This window comes from Neobacillus sp. GCM10027624, from assembly GCF_042675345.1.
In the GTDB taxonomy this organism is placed as follows: domain Bacteria; phylum Bacillota; class Bacilli; order Bacillales; family Cytobacillaceae; genus Neobacillus; species Neobacillus cucumis_D.
Map to the genome: position 1 here is coordinate 27,648 of NZ_JBHTHD010000030.1, position 23,195 is coordinate 50,842.

At 39.4% G+C, this 23,195-nt stretch carries 23 protein-coding genes; all 23 read left to right on the plus strand.

The window, feature by feature from the left end; all coding sequences use genetic code 11:
* The first annotated feature begins 32 nt into the window (after positions 1–32).
* Positions 33–1,664 (plus strand): putative polysaccharide biosynthesis protein, encoded by a 1,632-nt coding sequence (locus ACFQZ9_RS28885; protein ID WP_498946808.1) that lies wholly within the window; start codon positions 33–35, stop codon positions 1,662–1,664.
* A complete protein-coding gene (gene yabN / locus ACFQZ9_RS28890; protein WP_498946785.1) occupies positions 1,651–3,114 on the plus strand; it encodes a bifunctional methyltransferase/pyrophosphohydrolase YabN in 1,464 nt (487 codons plus the stop codon). The genes ACFQZ9_RS28885 and yabN overlap by 14 nt, the downstream gene beginning before the upstream one ends.
* Positions 3,115–3,256: 142 nt before the next feature.
* Positions 3,257–3,529, plus strand: coding sequence for an RNA-binding S4 domain-containing protein (locus ACFQZ9_RS28895; RefSeq protein WP_198313699.1), 273 nt, complete (start codon positions 3,257–3,259; stop codon positions 3,527–3,529).
* 75 nt (positions 3,530–3,604) lie between these two features.
* The gene (gene yabP, locus ACFQZ9_RS28900) at positions 3,605–3,907 is read left to right on the plus strand and encodes a sporulation protein YabP (RefSeq protein WP_026574024.1); all 303 of its coding nucleotides are present in this window, start codon (positions 3,605–3,607) and stop codon (positions 3,905–3,907) included.
* Positions 3,904–4,536 carry a spore cortex biosynthesis protein YabQ gene (gene yabQ / locus ACFQZ9_RS28905; RefSeq protein WP_198313698.1) on the plus strand — a complete coding sequence of 211 codons (633 nt, stop codon included), beginning with the start codon at positions 3,904–3,906 and terminating at the stop codon, positions 4,534–4,536. Before yabP ends, yabQ begins: the two co-directional genes overlap by 4 nt.
* A 12-nt stretch (positions 4,537–4,548) precedes the next feature.
* The gene (locus tag ACFQZ9_RS28910; protein WP_198313697.1) at positions 4,549–4,944 is read left to right on the plus strand and encodes an FtsB family cell division protein; all 396 of its coding nucleotides are present in this window, start codon (positions 4,549–4,551) and stop codon (positions 4,942–4,944) included.
* An 83-nt stretch (positions 4,945–5,027) separates the two neighbouring features.
* On the plus strand, positions 5,028–5,465 hold the full coding sequence (locus ACFQZ9_RS28915) for a S1 domain-containing RNA-binding protein (RefSeq protein WP_133339394.1): 438 nt from the start codon (positions 5,028–5,030) through the stop codon (positions 5,463–5,465).
* Positions 5,466–5,910: 445 nt separating this feature from the next.
* Positions 5,911–8,385 carry a stage II sporulation protein E gene (gene spoIIE, locus ACFQZ9_RS28920; RefSeq protein WP_198313696.1) on the plus strand — a complete coding sequence of 825 codons (2,475 nt, stop codon included), beginning with the start codon at positions 5,911–5,913 and terminating at the stop codon, positions 8,383–8,385.
* 96 nt (positions 8,386–8,481) lie between these two features.
* Positions 8,482–9,219 (plus strand): VWA domain-containing protein, encoded by a 738-nt coding sequence (locus tag ACFQZ9_RS28925; RefSeq protein WP_198313695.1) that lies wholly within the window; start codon positions 8,482–8,484, stop codon positions 9,217–9,219.
* Positions 9,188–10,189 carry a serine/threonine protein kinase gene (prkT, locus tag ACFQZ9_RS28930; protein WP_498946810.1) on the plus strand — a complete coding sequence of 334 codons (1,002 nt, stop codon included), beginning with the start codon at positions 9,188–9,190 and terminating at the stop codon, positions 10,187–10,189. The genes ACFQZ9_RS28925 and prkT overlap by 32 nt, the downstream gene beginning before the upstream one ends.
* A gap of 142 nt (positions 10,190–10,331) precedes the next feature.
* Positions 10,332–11,717, plus strand: a complete 1,386-nt coding sequence (gene tilS, locus ACFQZ9_RS28935) for a tRNA lysidine(34) synthetase (protein WP_498946788.1) — start codon at positions 10,332–10,334, stop codon at positions 11,715–11,717.
* A 26-nt stretch (positions 11,718–11,743) separates the two neighbouring features.
* A complete protein-coding gene (gene hpt, locus ACFQZ9_RS28940) occupies positions 11,744–12,289 on the plus strand; it encodes a hypoxanthine phosphoribosyltransferase (protein WP_198313693.1) in 546 nt (181 codons plus the stop codon).
* A gap of 118 nt (positions 12,290–12,407) precedes the next feature.
* Complete coding sequence (gene ftsH, locus ACFQZ9_RS28945) at positions 12,408–14,360, plus strand: ATP-dependent metallopeptidase FtsH/Yme1/Tma family protein (protein ID WP_498946790.1); 1,953 nt, start codon at positions 12,408–12,410, stop codon at positions 14,358–14,360.
* Between the two features lie 183 nt (positions 14,361–14,543).
* Entirely contained in the window at positions 14,544–15,329 is a 786-nt protein-coding gene (locus tag ACFQZ9_RS28950; RefSeq protein ID WP_498946792.1) for a type III pantothenate kinase, read from the plus strand.
* A 14-nt stretch (positions 15,330–15,343) separates the two neighbouring features.
* On the plus strand, positions 15,344–16,222 hold the full coding sequence (gene hslO, locus ACFQZ9_RS28955) for an Hsp33 family molecular chaperone HslO (RefSeq protein WP_498946794.1): 879 nt from the start codon (positions 15,344–15,346) through the stop codon (positions 16,220–16,222).
* Between the two features lie 23 nt (positions 16,223–16,245).
* The gene (locus tag ACFQZ9_RS28960; RefSeq protein ID WP_498946796.1) at positions 16,246–17,145 is read left to right on the plus strand and encodes a peptidyl-prolyl cis-trans isomerase; all 900 of its coding nucleotides are present in this window, start codon (positions 16,246–16,248) and stop codon (positions 17,143–17,145) included.
* A 148-nt stretch (positions 17,146–17,293) separates the two neighbouring features.
* Positions 17,294–18,217 (plus strand): PALP domain-containing protein, encoded by a 924-nt coding sequence (gene cysK, locus ACFQZ9_RS28965; RefSeq protein ID WP_498946798.1) that lies wholly within the window; start codon positions 17,294–17,296, stop codon positions 18,215–18,217.
* Between the two features lie 129 nt (positions 18,218–18,346).
* Entirely contained in the window at positions 18,347–19,192 is an 846-nt protein-coding gene (folP, locus tag ACFQZ9_RS28970) for a dihydropteroate synthase (RefSeq protein WP_198313687.1), read from the plus strand.
* Entirely contained in the window at positions 19,185–19,544 is a 360-nt protein-coding gene (gene folB / locus ACFQZ9_RS28975) for a dihydroneopterin aldolase (protein ID WP_498946800.1), read from the plus strand. The genes folP and folB overlap by 8 nt, the downstream gene beginning before the upstream one ends.
* Before the next feature lie 2 nt (positions 19,545–19,546).
* Positions 19,547–20,074 (plus strand): 2-amino-4-hydroxy-6-hydroxymethyldihydropteridine diphosphokinase, encoded by a 528-nt coding sequence (gene folK / locus ACFQZ9_RS28980; RefSeq protein WP_198313686.1) that lies wholly within the window; start codon positions 19,547–19,549, stop codon positions 20,072–20,074.
* Positions 20,026–20,238: a helix-turn-helix domain-containing protein gene (locus ACFQZ9_RS28985; RefSeq protein ID WP_198313685.1), complete on the plus strand. Its 213-nt coding sequence runs from the start codon at positions 20,026–20,028 to the stop codon at positions 20,236–20,238. The genes folK and ACFQZ9_RS28985 overlap by 49 nt, the downstream gene beginning before the upstream one ends.
* A gap of 19 nt (positions 20,239–20,257) precedes the next feature.
* Positions 20,258–21,250 (plus strand): tRNA dihydrouridine synthase DusB, encoded by a 993-nt coding sequence (gene dusB / locus ACFQZ9_RS28990; protein ID WP_498946802.1) that lies wholly within the window; start codon positions 20,258–20,260, stop codon positions 21,248–21,250.
* A 191-nt stretch (positions 21,251–21,441) separates the two neighbouring features.
* Positions 21,442–22,926, plus strand: a complete 1,485-nt coding sequence (lysS, locus tag ACFQZ9_RS28995) for a lysine--tRNA ligase (protein WP_498946803.1) — start codon at positions 21,442–21,444, stop codon at positions 22,924–22,926.
* Positions 22,927–23,195 lie beyond the last annotated feature (269 nt).

Genomic DNA, 23,195 nt, shown 5'->3' on the forward strand with positions numbered 1-23,195 from the left:
ATTTCTGTTTGGAGGAAAAATTATTGAAGCCCGTGAATCAATCAAAGGCCCTTTTTCGGGGGGCTTTCATTTTAACGATTGCGGCCCTGGTTACCAAAATTCTAAGTGCCTTTTACCGCATCCCGTTTCAAAATATTGTCGGGGATGTTGGTTTTTACATATACCAGCAGGTGTACCCGTTTTATGGCATTGCTATGGTTCTAGCAACCACCGGATTTCCAGTCGTTATTTCAAAATTATATACGGAGCAAAAAGAAGCAGGTGACAATGGGAAACCGAGGCTTTTGCTCCTTGGATCATTTCTTTATTTGCAGATTTTTGGTTTTCTTTGTTTTTTAATCCTTTATATAGGGGCCCAGCCGATTGCCCTGTTAATGAATGACCCAAAGCTATCGATTCTTTTAAGGGTGGTTTCGATTGTATTTTTGACTTTTCCTGTTGTAGCTGTATTAAGAGGCTATTATCAAGGGAATGGAGATATGGTTCCAACCGCCTTATCACAGGTAGGGGAACAAATTGCACGAGTGGTTACAATCATTGTCCTTGCTTATCTTTTTACACGGAAAGGCTACTCCCTCTACCTCGTCGGCGGGGGTGCGATGTTTGGATCGATTACAGGGAGTATTGTTTCCGCCCTTATTTTGTTTACATTTCTAAAGTTTCGCAAAGAATGGAAACGAGTGGTTCCAAAACAAGGAATGACCGGGGGGTTAAAAAGGGAAACAAAATGGATTTTCAAGGAGTTATTGTTTCAAGGACTAACCATCTGTATCAGTGGAATGCTGATGATATTTATTCAATTGGGTGATTCCTTAAACCTTTATTCCCTGCTGGTTTTGAATGGGACGGAAGAAAATTTTGCGAAAAGCCTAAAAGGGATCTTTGACCGGGGTCAACCGTTAATCCAATTGGGTACAGTCGCCGCAACATCCATGTCTTTATCCCTTGTGCCGCTGATTACCAGCGGAAGATTAAAAGAAAAGCCGGGTTTTTTACATCATAAAATTCAGCTGGCAATGAGGATTAGTCTTGTCATTGGAATAGGGGCTTCTGCTGGTCTATGGGCTATAATTAAACCAACGAATATCATGCTTTTTGAGAATGAATCCGGCTCATCAGTATTGGGAGTCCTTAGTTTTGTTATTTTATTTACTTCGCTTATTTCGACCATGATTGCGATCATGCAGGGAATGGGAGTCCTGCTCTTTCCCGCTTTAATAGTCGTGCTGTCGCTTCCAATAAAATATGGACTAAATTTAATTTTTTGCCCGTTGTTAGGTATCATGGGGGCTGCGGTTTCATCGGTTATTACACTATTCATGATTAATTTACTGCTATATTTAAAGTTTAAAAACATGATGAAGGCTCCTGTTTTTACCATCCGCTTTATTCGAACCGTTCTAATCGCGGCTATTATGATGGCTGGCTTTTTAAAAGGATATTTATATCTAACTAATTTTTTATTTCTTTCCCATATGGAGGTAAGAGTTGGGTCCGCCTTTCAAGCTTTAAGCGGAGTTTTATTGGGAGGAATTTTATTTTTGTTGATTTTGATTCGCGGGAGGGTCTTTTTAGTAGAAGATTTAGCTTTAATCCCGTTTGGAAGTAAATTAATTCGGTTATTGCCTAGAAAAGGTGAGGGGTTAGGATATGAAAAAAATTGAGATATTGGGTTTGGGCGCCGGGGATTTGGAACAGCTCCCGTTAGGAGTGTATAAGAAATTAATTCAATCAGAACACGTTTATTTACGGACAAAAGAGCATCCGGTTGTGGCTGAATTGGAAAAAGAGGGTTTACAATATATTTCATTTGATTCCATCTATGAAAAACATGATCAATTTGAGGAGGTATATCAAGAGATTACTGCAACCTTGTTAAGTTTGGCCAAAACAGGTCCGGTTGTATATGCTGTTCCTGGACACCCGCTTGTCGCGGAGCGTGCTGTTCAGCTTTTATTAGAGCAAGGTCCAGAAGAAGGGATTGAAATTGATATTGGCGGGGGACAGAGTTTTATTGATGCCTTATTCCAATCCTTAAAAATAGATCCAATCGATGGATTTCAATTGCTAGATGGAACGGCACTTAGCAGCAGTCAGCTCCAAATGGGACAGCATATGATCATAAGTCAGGTTTATGATCAATTTGTTGCTTCAAATGTAAAATTAACCTTAATGGAACGGTTGCCGGATGAATACGAGGTATATCTTGTTACAGCTGCAGGGAGCAGTCAGGAAAAGATTGAGAAACTGCCATTATATGAACTTGACCGCAATGTTGGCATCAATAATCTTACATCCGTTTATGTTCCGCCTGTACAAGACGAAAAAATCTTATTTAAGACCTTCTCAAAGCTTCGGGATATAATTGCGGAGTTACGCGGGCCGAAGGGCTGTCCATGGGATAAGGAACAAACCCATGAATCCCTTAAGAAATATTTAATTGAAGAGTCGTACGAAGTGATTGAAGCGATTGATGAAGGGGATTTTGATCATTTAATTGAAGAATTGGGTGACGTTCTCCTGCAGGTCCTGCTGCATGCCCAAATAGGCGAGGATGAAGGTTACTTTTCCATCGACGATGTGATTGAAGGGATTTCAGCAAAAATGGTTCGAAGACATCCCCATGTTTTTGGAAATGTGAAGGCAGAAAATTCAAAGGAAGTACTTCAAAATTGGCAGGAAATTAAAAAGCAGGAAAAGGGGGAACAGCCGGATTCCATCCTTTCAGGGGTTTCAAAATCCATTCCCAATTTGATTCGGGCCTATGAGCTGCAAAAGAAAGCAGCAAAGGTTGGGTTTGACTGGCAGGAAATTGCCCCTGCTTTCGAGAAAGTGAAAGAAGAGCTTCGGGAATTTGAGGATGAGTTGAATGGTAAGGATCAAGAGCTTAAGTTAGCTAAACAAGAGTTTGGTGACTTATTGTTTGCTTTTGTCAATGTAGCCAGGTTTTTAGACATTCATCCCGAAGAGGCTTTATTTGAAACAAATGAGAAATTCATCCGCCGCTTTCGGTTTATTGAAGAAAAAGTAAAGGAAAGCGGGAAAGTATTTGAGGAATTCACTCTTGAAGAGCTTGACCTGTTTTGGGATGAAGCGAAAGCCAAGGGATTATAAGAAAAGCGGAAGCGCCTTGATCAGGGGCGACAAGCATAAGACGAGCCGGCGGGAAGGTTGCTTTTTAACCTTCTTGACGGATTGGCTTATGACCTAGAGCCCCTAGGCGCTGGAGCTGGACAATTAGAATGGGGGAGTAATCATGCGTTTAGATAAATTTTTAAAGGTTTCAAGATTAATTAAAAGACGGACATTAGCAAAAGAAGTATCAGATCAGGGCAGAATTGAGATTAATGGGAAAGAGGCAAAAGCTAGCTCAACCGTTAAGGTGGGGGATGAATTAACCATCCGCTTAGGTCAAAGAAAAGTAACGGCAAGAATTGACCGAATCCAGGAAACATCTCGAAAGGAAGAAGCAGCCGAGATGTATACAGTCCTAAAAGAAGAGAAAATAGGCTCGCAAGAATTAGAGTAGGTGCTTGTTCTATTTCTTTTATCTCTCTCATAACATGTACAAAAAGGTTTGTACAACTGACTGTGAGGGATGAAGATGAGCCAATATTATGATGTCAATACAACAAAGAGCAGCGTTCCAGAACATGATGTGATTATGCGGGGAAGAAAGCTTTTGGACATTACAGGCGTAAAACAGGTGGAAAGCTTTGATAATGAAGAATTTTTATTAGAAACCGTCATGGGGTTTTTGGCCATTAAAGGGCAAAATCTGCAAATGAAAAATCTCGATGTGGAAAAGGGTATTGTTTCAATTAAGGGCAAAATCTTTGATTTAGTCTATTTAGATGAACAGCATGGGGAGAAAGCTAAAGGATTCTTTAGCAAGTTATTCCGATGACACTTTCCACTCAATTTCTAACGATGCTCTCCATGATTGGAATGGGTGCATTATTTGGAGTAATGTTTGATACCTATCAGCGGTTTTTAGATCGGCCAAGAAGGAATCGCTTCATCGTTTTTGTAAACGACATCCTATTTTGGATTATTCAAGCATTACTCATTTTCTACATTTTATTCCAAGTGAATAATGGAGAAATCCGCTTTTATATCTTTATTGCCCTTCTCTGTGGCTTTGCCGGATATCAAGGTCTTTTTAAAGGGCCATATCTTCGCCTATTGGAATTACTGATCACAGCCGTTATTTCCATTTATCGTTTCCTTAAACATTCATTTTTGATGGTAGTCTATAAGCCTATTGTAGGTCTTATAAAACTAGTCATTTTTATGGTTATTTTCCTTGGCAGGGGCCTTTATACCCTTGTCAAATTTATTTTAAAGGTTGTATGGTTGATTTTAAAAGTCATTGTCATACCTGTTCAAAAAATATTGCTATTAATTTGGAGACTTTTGCCGAAAGGTCTTAAAAAATCCGTCGATAAGTTATATAATAGAACGGCAGGAAAATTCAAGAAAATGAAGAATTATATTGTTAAGTGGATAGATAAGTGGAAAAAGCGTAAACAGTAAGGAGGTTATGAAATGAGCGCGGTACGCAAAAAAAATGTAGCAAAGATTCAATCAACGTATGTAGAGCAGCAAGAGTTTGCTGAAATTGCAACAGCTAGAAAAAGAAAGTTAGTCGTACGCCGCCTTTCGTTGTTTTTAGTTTTTGCGATTTTCGTTTCTTATTTCATGATTTCCAGTATTCTAACGCAGGCTTCCATGATAGATGCAAAAAAGGCACAAAAAAAACAGCTTGGTCATAAGCTTGCTGAATTAAAAAAGCAGCAGGATATCCTTAAGGAGGATATTGTTAAATTAAATGATGATGATTACATTGCTAAACTAGCGAGAAAAGAATATTTTTTCTCAAAGAAAAATGAAATTATCTTTAATATTCCGGAAGATAAAAAGGAAAAATCAACCGGTAACTAGTCTTATTGACACTGTTTTTTTACTTTCTGTATAATATAAGGTAAGATTGATTTTTTATTTTTTTAAGGAGGAACATTTTTTTTATGTCAATTGAAGTAGGCAGCAAGTTACAAGGAAAGGTAACAGGGATTACAAATTTCGGAGCGTTTGTGGAGCTGCCGGATGGATCAACAGGGCTCGTGCACATTAGTGAGGTTGCAGACAACTATGTAAAAGATATCAATGATCATCTTAAGGTTGGCGACCAAGTTGAGGTTAAAGTCATTAATGTTGAAAAGGATGGAAAAATTGGACTATCCATTAAAAAAGCAAAAGATAGACCAGAGGCACCTCAAAGATCTCATTCTAATTCGCATTCACAACGTCCTCGTCAGGGTAGAACGAACGATCGCAATAACTCTAGACCAGAAAACTTTGAGACAAAAATGGCTAAATTCTTAAAAGATAGCGAAGATCGTTTATCTTCCCTAAAACGACACACTGAGTCAAAACGTGGAGGAAGAGGAGCTAGACGAGGATAACTTGCTGCTTGTTTATTGAATGATAAAGGGCAGGATCAAAATATAGATTAACAATGACAAGTCATTATGACTTGTCTTTTTGTTTAGGTTTTGTTACGCTTGCCCGTTGATTTCCGCTCCAGGTGCTTCGCTTTCCGCGGGCGGTTCGGGGAGCCTCCTCGTCGCTTTGCTCCTGTGGGGTCTCCCCTGACCCATACTCCCGCAGGAGTCTTGGCGCCTTCCACTCCAATCAACTTAGTTAGTAAATTAACACTGACCATTAATACAGTCACGTTCCATATTTACACAAAATTCCGACAATTATTATGATATTTCAGATTATTTGGATAAATTTAGTGGATACCGTCGAACGAAACTTACATATTCGTTCAATCTTTTGACAAACTTTTAACCCTATCAACTTTATAATAGTTGGCAACGATGAATTAATAGGGGAGTGTGAGATATGGAAAAGCCAAACGCTAGTTTAATAGAGCCGATCGGAGAAGTCAACCTACATTCATCCAAATGGGAGTGGGAAAAGGGAGTGAAAAAACTCCATAATTATTTGGAGTCTTTTTTTATTAAAAAGGGATACCTTTTGTTATTAGTAGGATTTTTGCTTGGACGAGCCTTAATCTTGTCCAAACTTACTCCATTTAGTCTCCCTTTTTTCGCAGCCGTATATCTAATCAAAAGGGATCGCGCACCGCTTGCGTTAGTTGGATTAATTGCAGGAGCTGCGACAATATCGATTGAAAATGCTGGATTTACTTTTGTAGCAGTCCTGCTATTTCTGGTTGTTTTCCGGATTGGAGAGAAATGGATAAAGAGCGGAATAAAGTCACTGCCATTTTTTGTCGGAATTATCTTAGGCCTAGGAAAATTAATTGAATCCTTCATACTAACAGGGCAATTGACATTTTACGACGGAATGATGGCTGCTGTGCAGGCCAGCCTATCATTTATTTTAACGTTGATCTTTTTGCAAAGCATTCCGTTATTAACTGTAACCAAACGCAGGCAGCTATTAAAAACGGAGGAAATTATCGGTTTAATTATTATGCTGGCTTCGATTATGACCGGAACCATTGGCTGGCAGGTATATGATCTATCTGTTGAACATATTATGTCGAGATATCTCGTTTTAGTCTTTTCTTTTATTGCCGGTGCAACGGTGGGTTCAACCGTTGGAGTGGTAACCGGGTTAATTTTTAGCCTGGCAAGTGTGTCTAGCTTTACCCATATGAGTTTACTGGCATTCTCGGGTGTATTAGGCGGTTTACTAAAAGAGGGGAAAAAAATAGGTGTATCGATAGGATTATTTATTGCTACTCTCTTAATCGGTATGTACGGAGAAGGAGGCGGCTCTTTATCGCAAACCTTATTGGAGTCCGCAGCAGCCATTCTTTTATTCCTATTAACGCCGCAGGTTTTCACTTCAAGACTAGCAAAGTATATCCCGGGAACTTCGGAGTACACAGCTGAACAACAAAAATACATGAGAAAGATGCGGGATGTTACGGCACAGCGGGTTTCCCAATTTTCTAATGTTTTTTCCGCCCTATCCAATAGTTTTTCACAAATGGATGTAGAGCCAAGTGAAGAAGAGAATATGAGAGAAATGGATTACTTTATGAGCAATGTAACGGAAAAAACTTGCCAAACCTGCTTTAAAAAAGAACAATGCTGGGCAAAGAATTTTAATACAACCTATTCATATATGGAAGAAATTATTCATGAAATGGATCAAAACGATGGGGTTATTCAAACAAAACTTACAAGAGAGTGGGACAAGTATTGTACCAGGTCTAAAAGAGTCTATGATGTCATTCAAACCGAGCTTACTTTTTTCCAGGCCAATCAAAAATTAAAAAAACAAGTAAGAGAAAGCAGAAGATTAGTGGCTGACCAGCTTCAAGGTGTTTCCGAGGTAATGGAGAATTTTTCGAAGGAAATTCAGCGTGAACGGGAAAATCACTATAGACAGGAAGAGCAAATCATGGAGGCTCTTCAGGATTTTGGCATACAAATTGAACAGGTTGAAATTTACAGCCTTGAACAAGGAAATGTTGATATTGAAATGACCATTCCTTTTTACAATAGCCATGGGGAGTGTGAAAAGTTGATTGCCCCGATGCTATCGGATATCCTCGGAGAAACCATTGTTGTCCAAAAGGAAGATTCTGCAGAGTACTTAAATGGGCTTTGTCATGCGAATTTCCGTTCTTCAAAAAAGTTTATTGTACAAACGGGGGTAGCCCATGCAGCTAAGGATGGGGGCTTTATTTCAGGCGACAGTTACTCAGAAATTGAACTTGGCTTAGGCAAGTACGCTATTGCCATTAGTGATGGAATGGGAAATGGCGAAAGGGCACATTATGAAAGTAATGAGACGATTCAACTTTTGCAAAAAATCCTGCAAACAGGTATTGAGGAACAAGTAGCAATTAAATCAATTAATTCAATTCTATCCCTAAGGACAACAGATGAAATATTTTCAACATTAGACCTTGCCATGATTGATCTGCAAAATGCATCAGCAAAATTTTTAAAGATTGGTTCAACACCAAGTTTTATTAAACGGGGGAATAAAATTATCAAAATTCAAGCCAGTAATTTGCCAATTGGAATGCTTGAGGAATTCGAAGTCGATGTTGTCAGCGAGCAGCTAAAGGCAGGCGATTTGTTAATTATGATGAGCGATGGGGTTTTTGAAGGACCAAGGCATGTCGAAAATTATGAGCTTTGGATGAAGCGGAAAATTCAGGAGTTACAAACAGACGATCCACAGGAAGTAGCGGATTTAATCATGGAAGAAGTCATTCGCACAAGCTCTGGATTTATTGATGATGATATGACCGTAACAGTGGCCAAAATAAAACATAATACTCCTAAATGGGCCAGTATCCCTGTGCAAAAAATGAAAAAAAGAGCCTAAATGGCTTAATTTGCACAACTAAGTCTCTAAATATGTATATTTCATCTCCTTCCCGTCGAAAATGGTAACAATTCATGATGTGGAGGGAGAATGGTTATGTATTCAGGGAAAATCCGCCAAATTTTATTGATAACTGATGGGTGCTCCAATCATGGTGAAGACCCAATTGCCATGGCAGCACTTGCAAGAGAAGAAGGAATTACGGTGAATGTAATCGGTGTTATGGACCATGATGTAATTGATGAAAAGGGTATGACGGAAATTGAAGGTATTGCCTTATCTGGCGGTGGAGTGAGCCAAATCGTATATGCAGAACGGCTTGCACATACCGTGCAAATGGTAACGAGGAAAGCGATGACCCAAACTCTCCAAGGAGTTATAAACAAAGAACTAAAACAAATTTTAGGAAACTCACAAACGATTGAAGATTTACCTCCTGAAAAGCGCGGCGAGGTAATGGAGGTTGTCGATGAATTAGGTGAGACTGTCGAATTAGAGGTGTTGATTCTTGTCGATACAAGCGCAAGTATGAAACAAAAGCTTCCGACCGTTAAAGAAGCGATTCTAGACCTATCCATCAGCTTAAATGCAAGAACGGGAGATAATTATTATTCCGTTTATGTATTTCCTGGGAAAAAGAATAATGTCGAAATGTTGCTGGATTGGACGCCAAAACTACAATCTTTGACAAGCATCTTTTCACAGCTGTTTACTGGGGGCATTACGCCAACAGGGCCGGCACTAAGGACAGCTTTATCTGCCTTTAATCAAAAACAATCATTAAGGAGCCTGCTTTCTCGTGATGATGAATCATACTTTGAAGAGTCAATGTAAGGTTAGCCCTGGCACAGTCATTTCAGGTAAATGGCATTCAAATCAATATACCATTTTGAAGGAACTGGGATATGGAGCAAACGGAGTGGTTTATCTCGCGAATCATAAAAACACTCAGGTAGCTTTGAAAATGAGTGATAATGGATTGTCGATTACCTCTGAGGTAAATGTTTTAAAATCCTTTGCAAAGGTCCAAGGGTCTGCCCTCGGGCCTTCTTTGCTTGATGTTGATGATTGGAGGACAAATCGCGGACAGGTGTCATTTTATGTAATGGAGTATATAAAGGGACCGGATTTACTATCGTTTATTGAACAGAAAGGAAAATCATGGATTGTAGTATTAATGTTACAGCTCTTAAGCGATCTTGAAAAGCTGCACCAAAATGGATGGGTGTTCGGGGATTTAAAGCCTGAAAACTTAATTGTTACTGGCCCCCCGCCAAAAATTAGATGTATTGATGTGGGGGGGACAACCATTGCAGGAAGGGCTATAAAAGAGTTTACGGAATTTTATGATCGGGGATACTGGGGCGTTGGGTCAAGAGTAGCGGAGCCTTCATATGACCTCTTTGCTTTAGCCATGATTATGATCAATACTGCTTATCCAAAGCGATTCACAAAAGCAGCAGGGGGGCTTTCACAATTAACAGAGGCAATCCGGCAGAAGCCTGAGCTTCATTCCTTGGAAAAAGTAATGGTAAATGCACTAAAAGGACAATATACAAATGCGAGACAAATGAGACAGGATCTGCTGGCTTTATTAACGGATGAGCCGCTCCCTAAGCACCGAAAAATGTCAAAAGCAGCTGCTAACAATATTTCGAGCCCAGTACCTGATCTTAATAAAAACAAGCCAAAAACAAGGCAGCAATATCGAAAGAAAAAGAAAAAAACAGGCTGGATTGAAACAGGAGTCATAGCAGCAGTATTTATTATTTTCTATGTGGTCATTATTTTAAAATTTTTTTGAAACTATTGAGAGTTTCGTTCGTAATTAATATGTAACAATTAAGAAAATACAGCAGTTAATGAAGACATTGTTTTTGATAGTTCAAATACAAAAGTGGTAAGCTATTGGTATTCAATTTTAAAAAGACTGAGGAAGAAGCAATATGTTGGAACTGAAAGTAAATGATTTTCTGAGCCGCCACTTCTTTTCATTAAAAAACAAAAAAATCATTGTTGGTGTTTCAGGGGGGCCTGATTCCCTTGCACTACTGCATTTCCTTTGGGGGCAAAAGGATAAAAGAAACCTTTCGATTGTTGCAGCCCATGTTGACCATATGTTTCGCGGGCAGGAATCCCTTGATGATGCTTTATTTGTCAAGGATTATTGTAAGCAGCATGATATACCCTTTGAAATGTCCCAAATCAATATTCCACTGATAATGGAAAGGACCGGGAATAGCTCACAGGTCGCGGCTAGAGAAGAACGATATAAATTTTTTGAAACCATCATGGAAAAATACGACTATCCTTATTTGGCGCTCGCGCACCATGGTGATGATCAAATCGAAACGATGCTCATGCGAATGACAAGGGGGAGTACCGGAAAAGCGCGGGCTGGTATCCCCTTTACCCGTCCTTTTCATAGAGGTATGATTTTTCGCCCCTTTCTAACCTTAACAAAGGAGGAGATTGAACAGTACTGCAGGGAAAATCAACTCACGCCGCGAATAGACCCAAGTAATAAAAAAAGTATTTATAGCAGGAATCGATTTCGAAAAGAAGTTTTGCCATTTTTAAAAATGGAAAATCCAAATGTTCATGAACATTTTCAACGTTTTAGTGAAGATTTACAAAGTGACGAGGCATTTCTTCAGGAATTAACTGTCCAAAACATGAATAAAGTAATGACAATAAGGGAAAAGTCCAAAATTAGCATGGACATAAAACCGTTTCTTGATATGCCTTTACCTTTACAAAGGAGAGGTATTCAACTAATATTAAACTATCTTTACAAAGAAAAACCTGCATCTCTTTCTGCTGTACATATTGAACAGATTTTCTCAATAATTTACCATTCAGGACCATCAGGAAAACTGAATTTCCCAAATGGACTCATGGTTATTCGATCCTATCAAACCATGTCCTTCCAATTTGAAGATCCAAGTGTACGGAATTATTATTTTGAAGTACACGCTGATTCAAAGATTGAATTACCAGATGGGGGGAGTATCAGGGTTAAGCTTGTTCATAAAGAACCTTCAGAATATGACTCTAACTCGGCAATCTTTAATACAGCAAGGATTAAGTGGCCGATTGTGATTCGGACAAGGAAAAATGGAGACCGAATGTCTTTAAAAGGAATGTCAGGAACGAGGAAATTAAAGGATATATTCATTGATTATAAAGTTCCCCTTCAAGAGCGGGACACTTGGCCGGTTATTACCGATGGAGATCATTCCATTATCTGGCTTCCTGGTTTAAAAAAATCAGCAATGGAAGGCACCGATTCCTCTGCAAAACAATATTTACTACTCACATATAAAACGTAATGATTTTTCTAGGGGGCACAAGAATAATGAAACAAGATATTGAAAAGGTGTTAATTTCAGAAGAAGAAATTCAGGAAAAGATCAGGGGGTTAGGGTCAGAGCTTACCGAAGAATACAAAGACCGTTTCCCGCTTGCCATCGGTGTTTTGAAAGGTGCTATGCCTTTTATGGCGGACTTATTAAAACATATGGATTGCTACCTTGAAATGGATTTCATGGATGTATCCAGCTATGGTAACTCGATGACTTCCTCAGGTGAAGTGAAAATTCTTAAGGACTTAGATACTTCAGTTGAAGGAAGAGATATCTTAATTATCGAAGATATTATCGATAGTGGTCTTACATTAAGCTATTTAGTCGAACTTTTCCGTTATCGAAAGGCAAAGTCGATTAAAATTGTAACTTTGCTTGATAAACCTACAGGAAGGAAAAGTGATATTCAGGCCGATTATGTCGGATTTATTGTTCCGGATGCCTTTGTTGTGGGTTACGGATTGGACTATGCCGAGAAATACCGAAACCTTCCATATATTGGGGTTTTAAAACCTGAAGTATACAGTAACAACCTTTAAGCAAAACTTAACGAAAGACATTCTTCAATGTCCTGAAGTAAGTGTAATTCCTTGAATTGGAATGATTTTCTATGATACTATTTAATATAGTTTGTTTACCCGTGGGAGGAGGTAAGGGATGAATCGGATTTTCCGTAATACCATCTTTTATTTATTAATATTTTTAGTCATCATTGGTGTTGTCAGCTTCTTTAATGGAAGCAACGAGCCGACTGATCATATTTCATATGATAAGTTCGTTTCCCAATTAGAGAAGGGTGAAGTTAAGTCATTCTCCATGCAGCCTGAACGAGGTGTTTTTGAAGTTCGGGGACAGTTTAACGATGGGAAAGATAAAAACTTCTTAACCTATATACCAAACAGTGAAAAAATTCTTGATCGAATTGACCGTGCAAAAACAACAAATGTGGATGTGTTGCCAGCTAAAGAAACTAGCGGATGGGTTACTTTCTTCACTTCCATTATTCCGTTTGTGATTATTTTTATCTTATTTTTCTTCTTATTGAACCAGGCACAGGGCGGCGGCAGCCGAGTCATGAATTTTGGTAAGAGCAAAGCCAAGCTCTATAACGATGATAAGAAAAAGGTTCGTTTTAGAGATGTAGCCGGAGCAGATGAAGAAAAACAAGAATTAGTTGAAGTAGTTGAGTTTTTAAAAGACCCTCGCAGATTTGCTGAGCTTGGTGCCCGTATTCCAAAAGGGGTATTGCTTGTCGGACCTCCAGGGACAGGTAAAACGCTTCTTGCAAGGGCAACAGCTGGTGAAGCCGGCGTACCATTCTTTTCGATAAGTGGTTCTGACTTTGTCGAAATGTTTGTTGGGGTCGGTGCATCTCGTGTTCGTGATTTGTTTGAAAATGCGAAGAAAAATGCTCCGTGTATCATTTTCATTGACGAGATTGATGCGGTAGGCCGTCAGCGTGGTGCTGGTTTAGGCGGAGGACATGACGAGCGTGAGCAAACCTTGAACCAATTGCTTGTTGAAATGGACGGCTTTGGTGCAAATGAAGGAATTATTATTATTGCTGCAACAAACCGTGCAGATATTTTGGACCCTGCGTTACTTCGTCCAGGCCGTTTTGACCGTCAAATTACTGTTGATCGTCCGGATGTTATTGGACGTGAGGCAGTACTTAAAGTCCATGCACGCAATAAACCATTAGATGATTCTGTAAACTTGAAAAACATTGCAATGCGTACGCCTGGCTTTTCAGGTGCAGATTTAGAGAATTTATTAAATGAGGCCGCCTTAGTTGCAGCCCGTGCAAATAAGAAAAAAATCGATATGGAAGATATCGATGAAGCAACGGATCGGGTAATTGCTGGTCCTGCGAAAAAGAGCCGTGTTATTTCTGAAAAAGAACGAAATATTGTAGCATTCCATGAGAGTGGTCATACAGTGATTGGTTTAGTTTTAGATGAAGCAGACATGGTCCATAAGGTTACAATTGTTCCACGTGGGCAAGCTGGCGGCTATGCTGTAATGCTTCCGCGAGAAGACCGCTACTTTATGACAAAGCCTGAGTTGCTTGATAAAATTACCGGTTTGTTGGGTGGGCGTGTTGCGGAAGAGATTGTATTTGGTGAAGTAAGTACAGGCGCGCACAATGACTTCCAACGTGCTACAGGAATTGCACGAAAAATGGTTACTGAGTTTGGAATGAGTGATAAGCTCGGTCCATTGCAATTTGGTCAAGCGCAAGGACAGGTGTTCTTGGGTCGTGACCTGCACAATGAGCAAAATTATTCTGATGCAATCGCATATGAAATTGACCTTGAAATTCAACGAATTATTAAAGAGTGTTATGAGAGAGCGAGAACGATTCTAACGGAAAATCGTGATAAGTTAGATCTTATTGCCAATACTCTTCTTGAGGTCGAAACCCTTGTTGCTGAACAAATCAAATATTTGGTTGAAAACGGAAAGATGCCTGATAGTTCCGTGGCTCTTGAAAGTGTTCATATTGGTCCGAAAAAGGTGGAGGATGTAAAAGTTAACATCAACACCAAAAAGGACGAACAAGTTGACCTAACAAAAACAGATGATCATCCTGATAATGAGCAAAAGTAAATAAGAAAAAGAGTGCTTCCTATGGGGGCACTCTTTTTTGTCATAACTTTAGGTAATGCAACCAAGCCTCATAAAACGTCCAGAAGGTCACATAAGGACGAGTTTTCTTTACATGACCTAACACAATTATGTTATTATGTTTTCAGTGTGAGAAATGATAAATCTGTAAAGTGAGTGATAGATTTGATTTTTGTCTTTGATGTGGGGAATACAAATATTGTATTGGGTGTTTATGAGGGGGATGAACTAAAATATCACTGGCGGATTGAAACGAACCGCAATCGTACAGAAGATGAATTCGGAATGATCATCAAATCCTTGTTTGAACACTCAAAATTAAGCTTTTCAAAAATTGACGGAATCATTATCTCTTCTGTTGTTCCACCAATCATGTTTGCATTAGAGCGGATGTGTCAAAAATATTTCCATATCAAACCGCTCGTAGTGGGGCCGGGAATCAAAACAGGTCTTAATATTAAATATGAAAACCCAAGAGAAGTCGGAGCTGACAGGATTGTGAATGCAGTTGCGGCGATTCACGAATATGGTAGTCCACTTATTATTGTCGATTTTGGAACGGCAACTACTTATTGCTATGTAAATGAAGAGCGTCAATATATGGGAGGGGCGATTGCTCCTGGAGTAGGTATATCAACAGAGGCTCTTTACTCAAGAGCTGCGAAGCTTCCGAGAATTGAAATAACACGTCCGGAAGGGGTTATTGGGAAAAATACAGTTGCAGCCATGCAGGCTGGTATTGTTTATGGGTATGTTGGTCAAGTTGAGGGTATTGTAAGAAGGATGATCGAGCAAAGTGAAAAAAAACCAACGGTTATTGCTACCGGGGGGTTATCTAATTTAATTGCTCAGGAATCAAAGATTATTGACATTGTTGATCCATTTTTAACTTTAAAGGGACTGCAGTTAATCTATAAACGAAATATAGATTCATTTCACCATAACAACTAGAGGGGAGTCTGAAAATGAACGATTATCTTGTAAAGGCACTTGCCTTTGACGGGCACGTACGTGCATATGCTGTTCGTACAACGGAAATTGTGAGTGAAGCACAACGCCGACACGATACATGGAGAACAGCTTCTGCAGCATTAGGGAGATCCCTTACAGCCGGAGTCATGATGGGGGCGATGCTAAAGGGCGAAGAAAAATTAACCATCAAAATTGAAGGAGACGGCCCGCTAGGCTCAATCCTTGTTGACAGTAATGCCAAGGGGGAAGTCCGCGGATATGTAACGCATCCCCATGTTGACTTTGAAGCGAATGCCCATGGAAAGCTTGATGTCCGCCGTGCGGTCGGCACTACTGGGTCTTTAACGGTTATAAAGGATATTGGTCTCCGCGACTTTTTCTCTGGACAGGTTCCGCTTGTTTCAGGAGAATTAGGGGAGGATTTCACTTACTATTTTGCTACATCCGAGCAAATTCCATCTTCAGTCGGTGTAGGCGTTTTAGTGAATCCAGACGACACAATTTTAGCTGCAGGAGGGTTTATTCTTCAATTGATGCCAGGAATTGAAGATGCAGCGATAACAAAAATGGAAGAACGATTAAAAACTATACCGCCAGTCTCTAAATTAATTGAAAAAGGGCTTACCCCTGAAGAAATTCTAGGAGAACTTTTTGGTGATGAGCCCGTTAATATCCTGGAAAAAATGCCGGTAAAATTCCAATGTACATGCTCAAAAGAGCGCTTCTCTAATGCCATACTCGGGTTGGGTGCCGCTGAAATTACTGCAATGATTGAAGAAGATGGACAAGCTGAAGCGCACTGCCATTTCTGTAATGAAAAGTATCTTTTTACAAAAGAAGAATTGGAAGAACTAAACAAGCAGGCAAAATAAGCAGGGGCATTGGGGGAAAAAAGTTGAGGAGAAAGCAACTCTGGTTTGTAATCGCCGCCCTGATTATGGTTAATTGCTTAACTATAGCCTTTTTTCTCGCAAAAGGGAATACGGCAAATGGAGCCGGCCTAAAAAAAGATGTCGTGGCAACGGTAGGGGAAAAAGAGATTCTAAGGCAGGAATGGCTGAATGAATTAGAAACACGGTATGGTAAAGATGTTCTAAAAGATATGATTGATCAAAAGGTCATTAAAGAAATGGCAAAAAAATATAAAATATCGGTTTCTAATCAGGATGTCGAAAGGGAATTTAGAATGATTCAAACCACTTATCATTCATCTAGCGAAAAAAGACAGGAAGACGAGAATAGGTGGAAGGAACAAATTCGAAATAGTCTTTTGCTCGAAGAAATCTTGACAAAGGACGTTGCCGTTTCTGAACAGGAAAGGAAAAACTATTTTAACCAGAATAAAGACCAGTTTGATATCCCGTCTGCCTTTCATTTGTCTCAGATTATCGTAAAAACAGAAGCGGAAGCAGAAAAATCATTAAAGGAGCTTTCGCAGGGCTCAAGCTTTTCAACGATGGCAATGGAGCGCTCTATCGATGAATTCTCTGCTAATGATGGTGGAGATATTGGGTACATAACAGAGGATGATGACCGTTATCCTTTGGAATATGTTCTAACCGCGAAAACATTAAAAGCCGGGGAATGGAGCAAGCCTGTTAAGGTGGAACAAGGTTATGCAATCATTAAGTTAGAAGGTAAAATAAAAGGGGAATCGTATTCTTATCAAGAAGTAAAAGAGGAAATTCGCCGGCAAATTGCCCTCGAACAAATGAAAGTGCCAGCATCAGCTAGGACCTTTTGGGATGAGGCGAAGGTAAGCTGGTTTTTCGGAAAAGAAAAATCAAACGACTAAACACAGAAAATAATTTTCTGTGTTTTTTGCATTCATAAAATTTTAACAATTTCGTGAATGAAATCAATTGACAAAAGGAGCCTAAAACTGATAAATTGTATATAAATCCAATAAAAATACTCGGAATAGAGACCTGGGGGTAATTATAATGGTTCGTGTTGCAAATTCAGTAGCCGGATTAATCGGTCAAACACCAATTGTAAAATTAAACAGATTAGTAGATGAGAACAGTGCAGATGTTTATCTAAAATTAGAGTATTTTAACCCTGGAAGCAGTGTTAAAGATCGTATTGGTTTAGCGATGATTGAGGCTGCAGAAGAACAAGGTCTTATTGCACCAGGAAAAGATACGATTATCGAACCAACAAGTGGAAACACTGGTATTGGTCTTGCGATGGTTGCTGCTGCAAAAGGATATAAAGCTATTTTTGTAATGCCTGAGACAATGAGTTTAGAAAGAAGAAATCTTCTTCGTGCATACGGTGCAGAGCTTGTATTAACACCTGGGCCGGAAGGAATGAAAGGTGCTATCGCAAAAGCTGAAGCACTTGCTGCAGAACACGGATATTTTGTGCCGCAGCAATTCCAAAATCAAGCAAATCCAGAGGTTCACAAACGTACTACAGGACCTGAAATTGTAGCGCAAATGGAGCAGCTAGATGGCTTCGTTTCTGGAATTGGTACTGGCGGAACCATCACTGGTGCTGGAAGCGTTCTTCGTGAACATTATCCAAATATTAAAATTTATGCGGTTGAACCAAAAGATTCAGCTATTTTATCAGGTGGAAAACCAGGACCTCACAAGCTTCAAGGACTTGGTGCCGGATTTGTACCTGACACATTAAACACAGATATTTATGATGAAGTGATTCAAATTACTACAGAAGAGGCATTCGAATATGCCCGCCGTGCGGCCAGAGAAGAAGGAATTCTTGGCGGTATCTCCTCAGGTGCGGCAATCGCTGCGGCGATTAAAGCTGCAAAAGAGCTTGGTAAAGGCAAAAAGGTTTTAGCAATTATTCCTGATAACGGTGAGCGCTACTTAAGTACACCACTTTACCAGCTTGACTAACCGTTAAATCCATAAGGTGATGGCTACATTAGCCACACCTTATTTTTTTGCACTGATATTAAAAATTCGTGTATGATAATGACAGCATATTATACCAAAGAAATGAGAATCATCATGGAGGATAACAGAATGAATAAAGCTGGGATACAAAAAATTGAATGTGGAAAGCATACACTAGACCTTGGTCAAAAAACCATGATCATGGGTGTTTTAAATATTACACCCGATTCATTCTCTGATGGCGGAAAATTTAATGATCTGAATAAGGCATTAGAGCGTGCTTATGAAATGGTCCAGAATGGAGCAGATATCATTGATATTGGTGGTGAATCAACGCGTCCTGGTTATGATGTCATTTCTGAAGAGGAAGAAATTGATAGAGTGGTTCCTATTATTGATGCGATATCCAAGCAGATTCCTGTTCCGATCTCCATCGACACGTATAAAGCAAAAGTAGCTGAGCAAGCCCTTAAAGCAGGAGCTCATATCATTAATGATATTTGGGGAGCAAAGGCTGATGAAAAAATGGCAGGGGTAGCTGCACAATTTGATGTACCTATTATTCTGCAACATAATCGCAATGAACGGAATTATAATAATTTTATTCGGGATGTTATGAACGATCTATTTGAAAGCATTTCAATTGTAAAAAAAGCAGGGGTTCGTGATGAGATGATTATTTTGGACCCAGGTATCGGTTTTGCAAAGGATTACCAAGAAAATCTAGAAATGATGAGGGAACTAGAAACATTAACATCAATTGGATATCCGGTCTTATTGGGAACTTCCCGAAAAAGAATGATTGGAGAAGCCTTAGATTTGCCAGTTAATGAGAGATTGGAAGGCACTGGTGCCACCGTTTGTTATGGAATTCAGAAAGGGTGTCATATGGTTAGGGTACATGATGTAAAAGAAATGAGCAGGATGGCAAAAATGATGGATGTGCTCATGGGAAAGGGGAATGTCCTTGGATAAAATATATTTAAATCAAATGGAGTTTTATGGTTATCATGGCGTTTTTCCCGAAGAAAATCGGCTCGGGCAGCGTTTCATCGTTGATTTAATCATTTCCTTGGATTTAAAAAAGGCTGGAGAAACGGATGAACTAGAGTATTCGGTCCATTATGGTGAGATTTTCCAACTATGCCAAAAAATCGTTGAGGGAGAGCCCTACAAGCTTTTGGAAACTGTTGCGGAAAACATTGCAGCTAATGTGTTAAAGGAGTTCGTCCTTGTCAATGATGTAACGGTAAAGATGATAAAACCTGACCCACCAATTCCTGGCCATTACAAGTCTGTTGCAGTAGAAATTACAAGGAGAAGATAATGGTGGAAAATAAAGCATTTATTGCCCTTGGCTCAAACATGGGAAACCGATATGATTATTTAGGACAAGCTATTAAGCTTTTTTCAGATAATCCAAAAATAGAGTTAGTAAATTGTTCCTCTGTTTATGAAACAGATCCGGTTGGCTATGAGGATCAGGATTTATTTTTGAATATGGTAATCGAGATAAAGACTGAGTTCAACGCCTATGAACTATTAGATATCTGTTTAAAAACAGAGCAGCAACTTGGAAGAAAGAGGGAAATAAAATGGGGGCCAAGAACAATAGACCTTGACATTCTCATGTATAATCAAGAAAGTATTGAAACAGAGAACCTCATCGTCCCTCATCCCCGAATGCATGAAAGGGCATTTGTTATCGTACCGCTATTGGAGATTCAGCCAGACATGATCATTCCAGGGATGGAAAAACCACTTCAAACATCATTAGATGAATTACCTGATAAAGAAGGAGTCCGGATATGGAAGCGGAAAAATGGGGAAGACGCATTCGAGCCTATCGAAAGCTAAAAGGATTTACACAGGAGGGCTTTTCGAAGGAACTAGGTGTTTCAGTATCAATTTTGGGAGAAATTGAGAGAGGCAATCGGCTTCCACCCAGCGATTTGCTGACAAGAATTGCTCAATCCTTAAATATAACGATTGATGAATTAGCGCCGCCAAAGGAAACATAGGAAATGGAGGTATTTTTGCATGTTGAAAATTGGCGATATTGAAATGAAGAACCAGGTAGTTTTAGCACCAATGGCCGGTGTTTGTAACTCTGCTTTCCGTCTGACGGTTAAAGAGTTTGGCGCAGGATTAGTATGTGCTGAAATGGTTAGTGATAAAGGAATTAATTTTAGAAATGAAAAAACGATGAATATGCTTTACATCGATGAGCGGGAGAAACCGTTAAGCCTGCAAATTTTTGGAGGGGAAAAGGAATCGCTCGTAGAAGCAGCTAAATTTGTCGATAAAAATACCAATGCAGACATTATTGATATTAATATGGGATGTCCAGTTCCGAAAATTACAAAGTGTGATGCAGGGGCAAAATGGCTTTTAGATCCTAATAAAATTTATGAAATGGTTGCTGCTGTGGTTGATGCTGTTGAAAAGCCAGTAACTGTTAAAATGCGGATGGGCTGGGATGATGAGCATATTTATGCTGTTCGAAACGCCCAGGCAGTTGAACGTGCCGGTGGAAAGGCTGTTTCGCTTCATGGCCGTACGCGTGTTCAAATGTATGAAGGAAAAGCAAACTGGGATATTATTCGTGAGGTAAAACAATCGATAACGATTCCGCTTATAGGAAATGGTGATGTCCAGACGCCTCAGGATGCGAAAAGAATGCTTGAGGAAACCGGCTGTGACGGAGTGATGATCGGACGTGCAGCGCTAGGAAACCCATGGATGATTTACCGTACGGTCCAGTTTCTTGAAACAGGTAAGCTTTTGGGTGAACCATCTGTTCGGGAAAAAATTGATGTTTGTATTCTTCACTTAGATCGCTTAATTGCCCTCAAAAATGAGAATATCGCTGTCCGTGAAATGCGAAAGCATGCAGCTTGGTATTTAAAAGGAATCCGAGGGAACGGTAAGGCGCGGAATGCAGTTAATGAGTGTAATACCCGTGAAGAATTGGTTACTCTTTTAAATGGATTAGTAGCAGAAGCGGAAGAAATAGAAGTGACAGTGGGATAAAAACTTGAGTTTCCAATTTGTCTTATCTATAATTGCTTTGTAGCTGCCAGTGATATGCTGGCAGTTTTTATCTATGTTTTAAACATTTTTAATGTCTGAATTCCTAAGTTTGTGTAAAATAATAAAGTATGTATAAAAATGCGGACTTAGTATGCTATTTACATAAAAAGAGATAATTGGAGTTGATTTGCATGAGTCAAGAAGAATTAAATGACCAACTGATGGTCAGACGGGAAAAAATGAATTCCATGCGTGAAAAAGGTTTAGACCCATTTGGAAAACGTTTTGACCGTACCCATAATGCAATGGAATTGATTGAACAGTACGGAGAACTTGAAAAAGAAGATCTTGAAGCTAAAAATGTAATCGTTACTCTTGCAGGAAGAATTATGACAAAGCGCGGTAAAGGAAAAGCTGGATTTGCCCACATTCAAGATTTAACTGGCCAAATTCAAGTGTATGTTAGGCAGGATGCAGTTGGAGAAGAAAAGTATGAGATTTTTGATTCGGCTGATTTAGGTGACATTATTGGGGTGTCCGGTACCCTATTTAAAACAAAAGTTGGCGAATTATCTGTTAAAGTACAAGGTTTTGAGTTTTTAACGAAAGCATTACGACCGCTTCCAGATAAATTCCATGGTCTTAAGGACGTAGAACAGCGTTACCGTCAGCGCTATTTAGATTTAATTATGAGCGAAGAAAGTAAAAAGACCTTCATCATGCGCAGCCGTATTATTCAGGAGATGCGCCGTTATTTAGATAACCATGGCTATTTAGAAGTCGAAACTCCGATGATGCATGCTATTGCCGGGGGGGCATCTGCTCGTCCGTTCATCACACATCACAATGCGCTGGATATGCCATTATATATGCGTATCGCGATTGAGCTTCATTTGAAGAGACTAATCGTCGGCGGACTTGAAAAGGTTTATGAAATTGGCCGTGTTTTCCGTAATGAAGGTGTATCAACCCGTCATAATCCGGAGTTTACAATGATTGAACTGTATGAAGCGTATGCTGACTACAGAGATATTATGAGTCTTACAGAAAATCTAATTGCTCATATTGCCCAAGAAGTCTTAGGGACTACAACTGTTCAATATGGTGATTATGAGGTAGACCTTAAACCAGAATGGAAAAGACTTCATATGGTAGATGCAATTAAGGAATACACAGGTGTGGATTTCTGGAAAGAGATGAGTGTTGTTGAAGCCCGTGCACTTGCGAAAGAGCATGGTGTTGAAATTACCGAACATATGTTGTACGGCCATATCGTTAATGAATTCTTTGAACAAAAAGTAGAGGAGAAACTGATTCAGCCAACCTTTATTTATGGGCATCCAGTTGAGATATCTCCGCTGGCAAAGAAAAACGATGAGGATCCACGATTTACGGATCGCTTTGAATTATTTATTGTTGCCCGTGAACATGCGAATGCCTTTACGGAACTAAATGATCCAATTGATCAGCGGGAGCGTTTTGAAGCTCAATTGAAGGAAAAGGAACAAGGGAACGATGAAGCACACGAAATGGACGAAGACTTCGTTGAAGCACTTGAATATGGTATGCCACCAACAGGCGGCTTAGGGATTGGAATCGACCGTTTGGTTATGCTTTTAACCAATTCGCCTTCCATTCGCGATGTATTATTATTCCCATTAATGCGCCAACGCTAATATTTCTAAAACTAGTGCCGGGTTTGCCTGGCACTTTTTATTTTTAAGTTAAAAATTGAAGAGTGCGAATATTTTTATTTAAAAATTGATGAATAAAAACATAAAAAAGCTATTGCACCACTCGTCCAATGGTGGTATATTTATATTCGTTGTTGCGAGGCAATAACAAGTAAGAAAAAGAAAACAAAAAAGTTGTTGACATTAAGTTGATAACTTGGTAAGATGATTAAGTCGCCTTTGAGCGACAAAGAAATTTGCTCTTTGAAAAC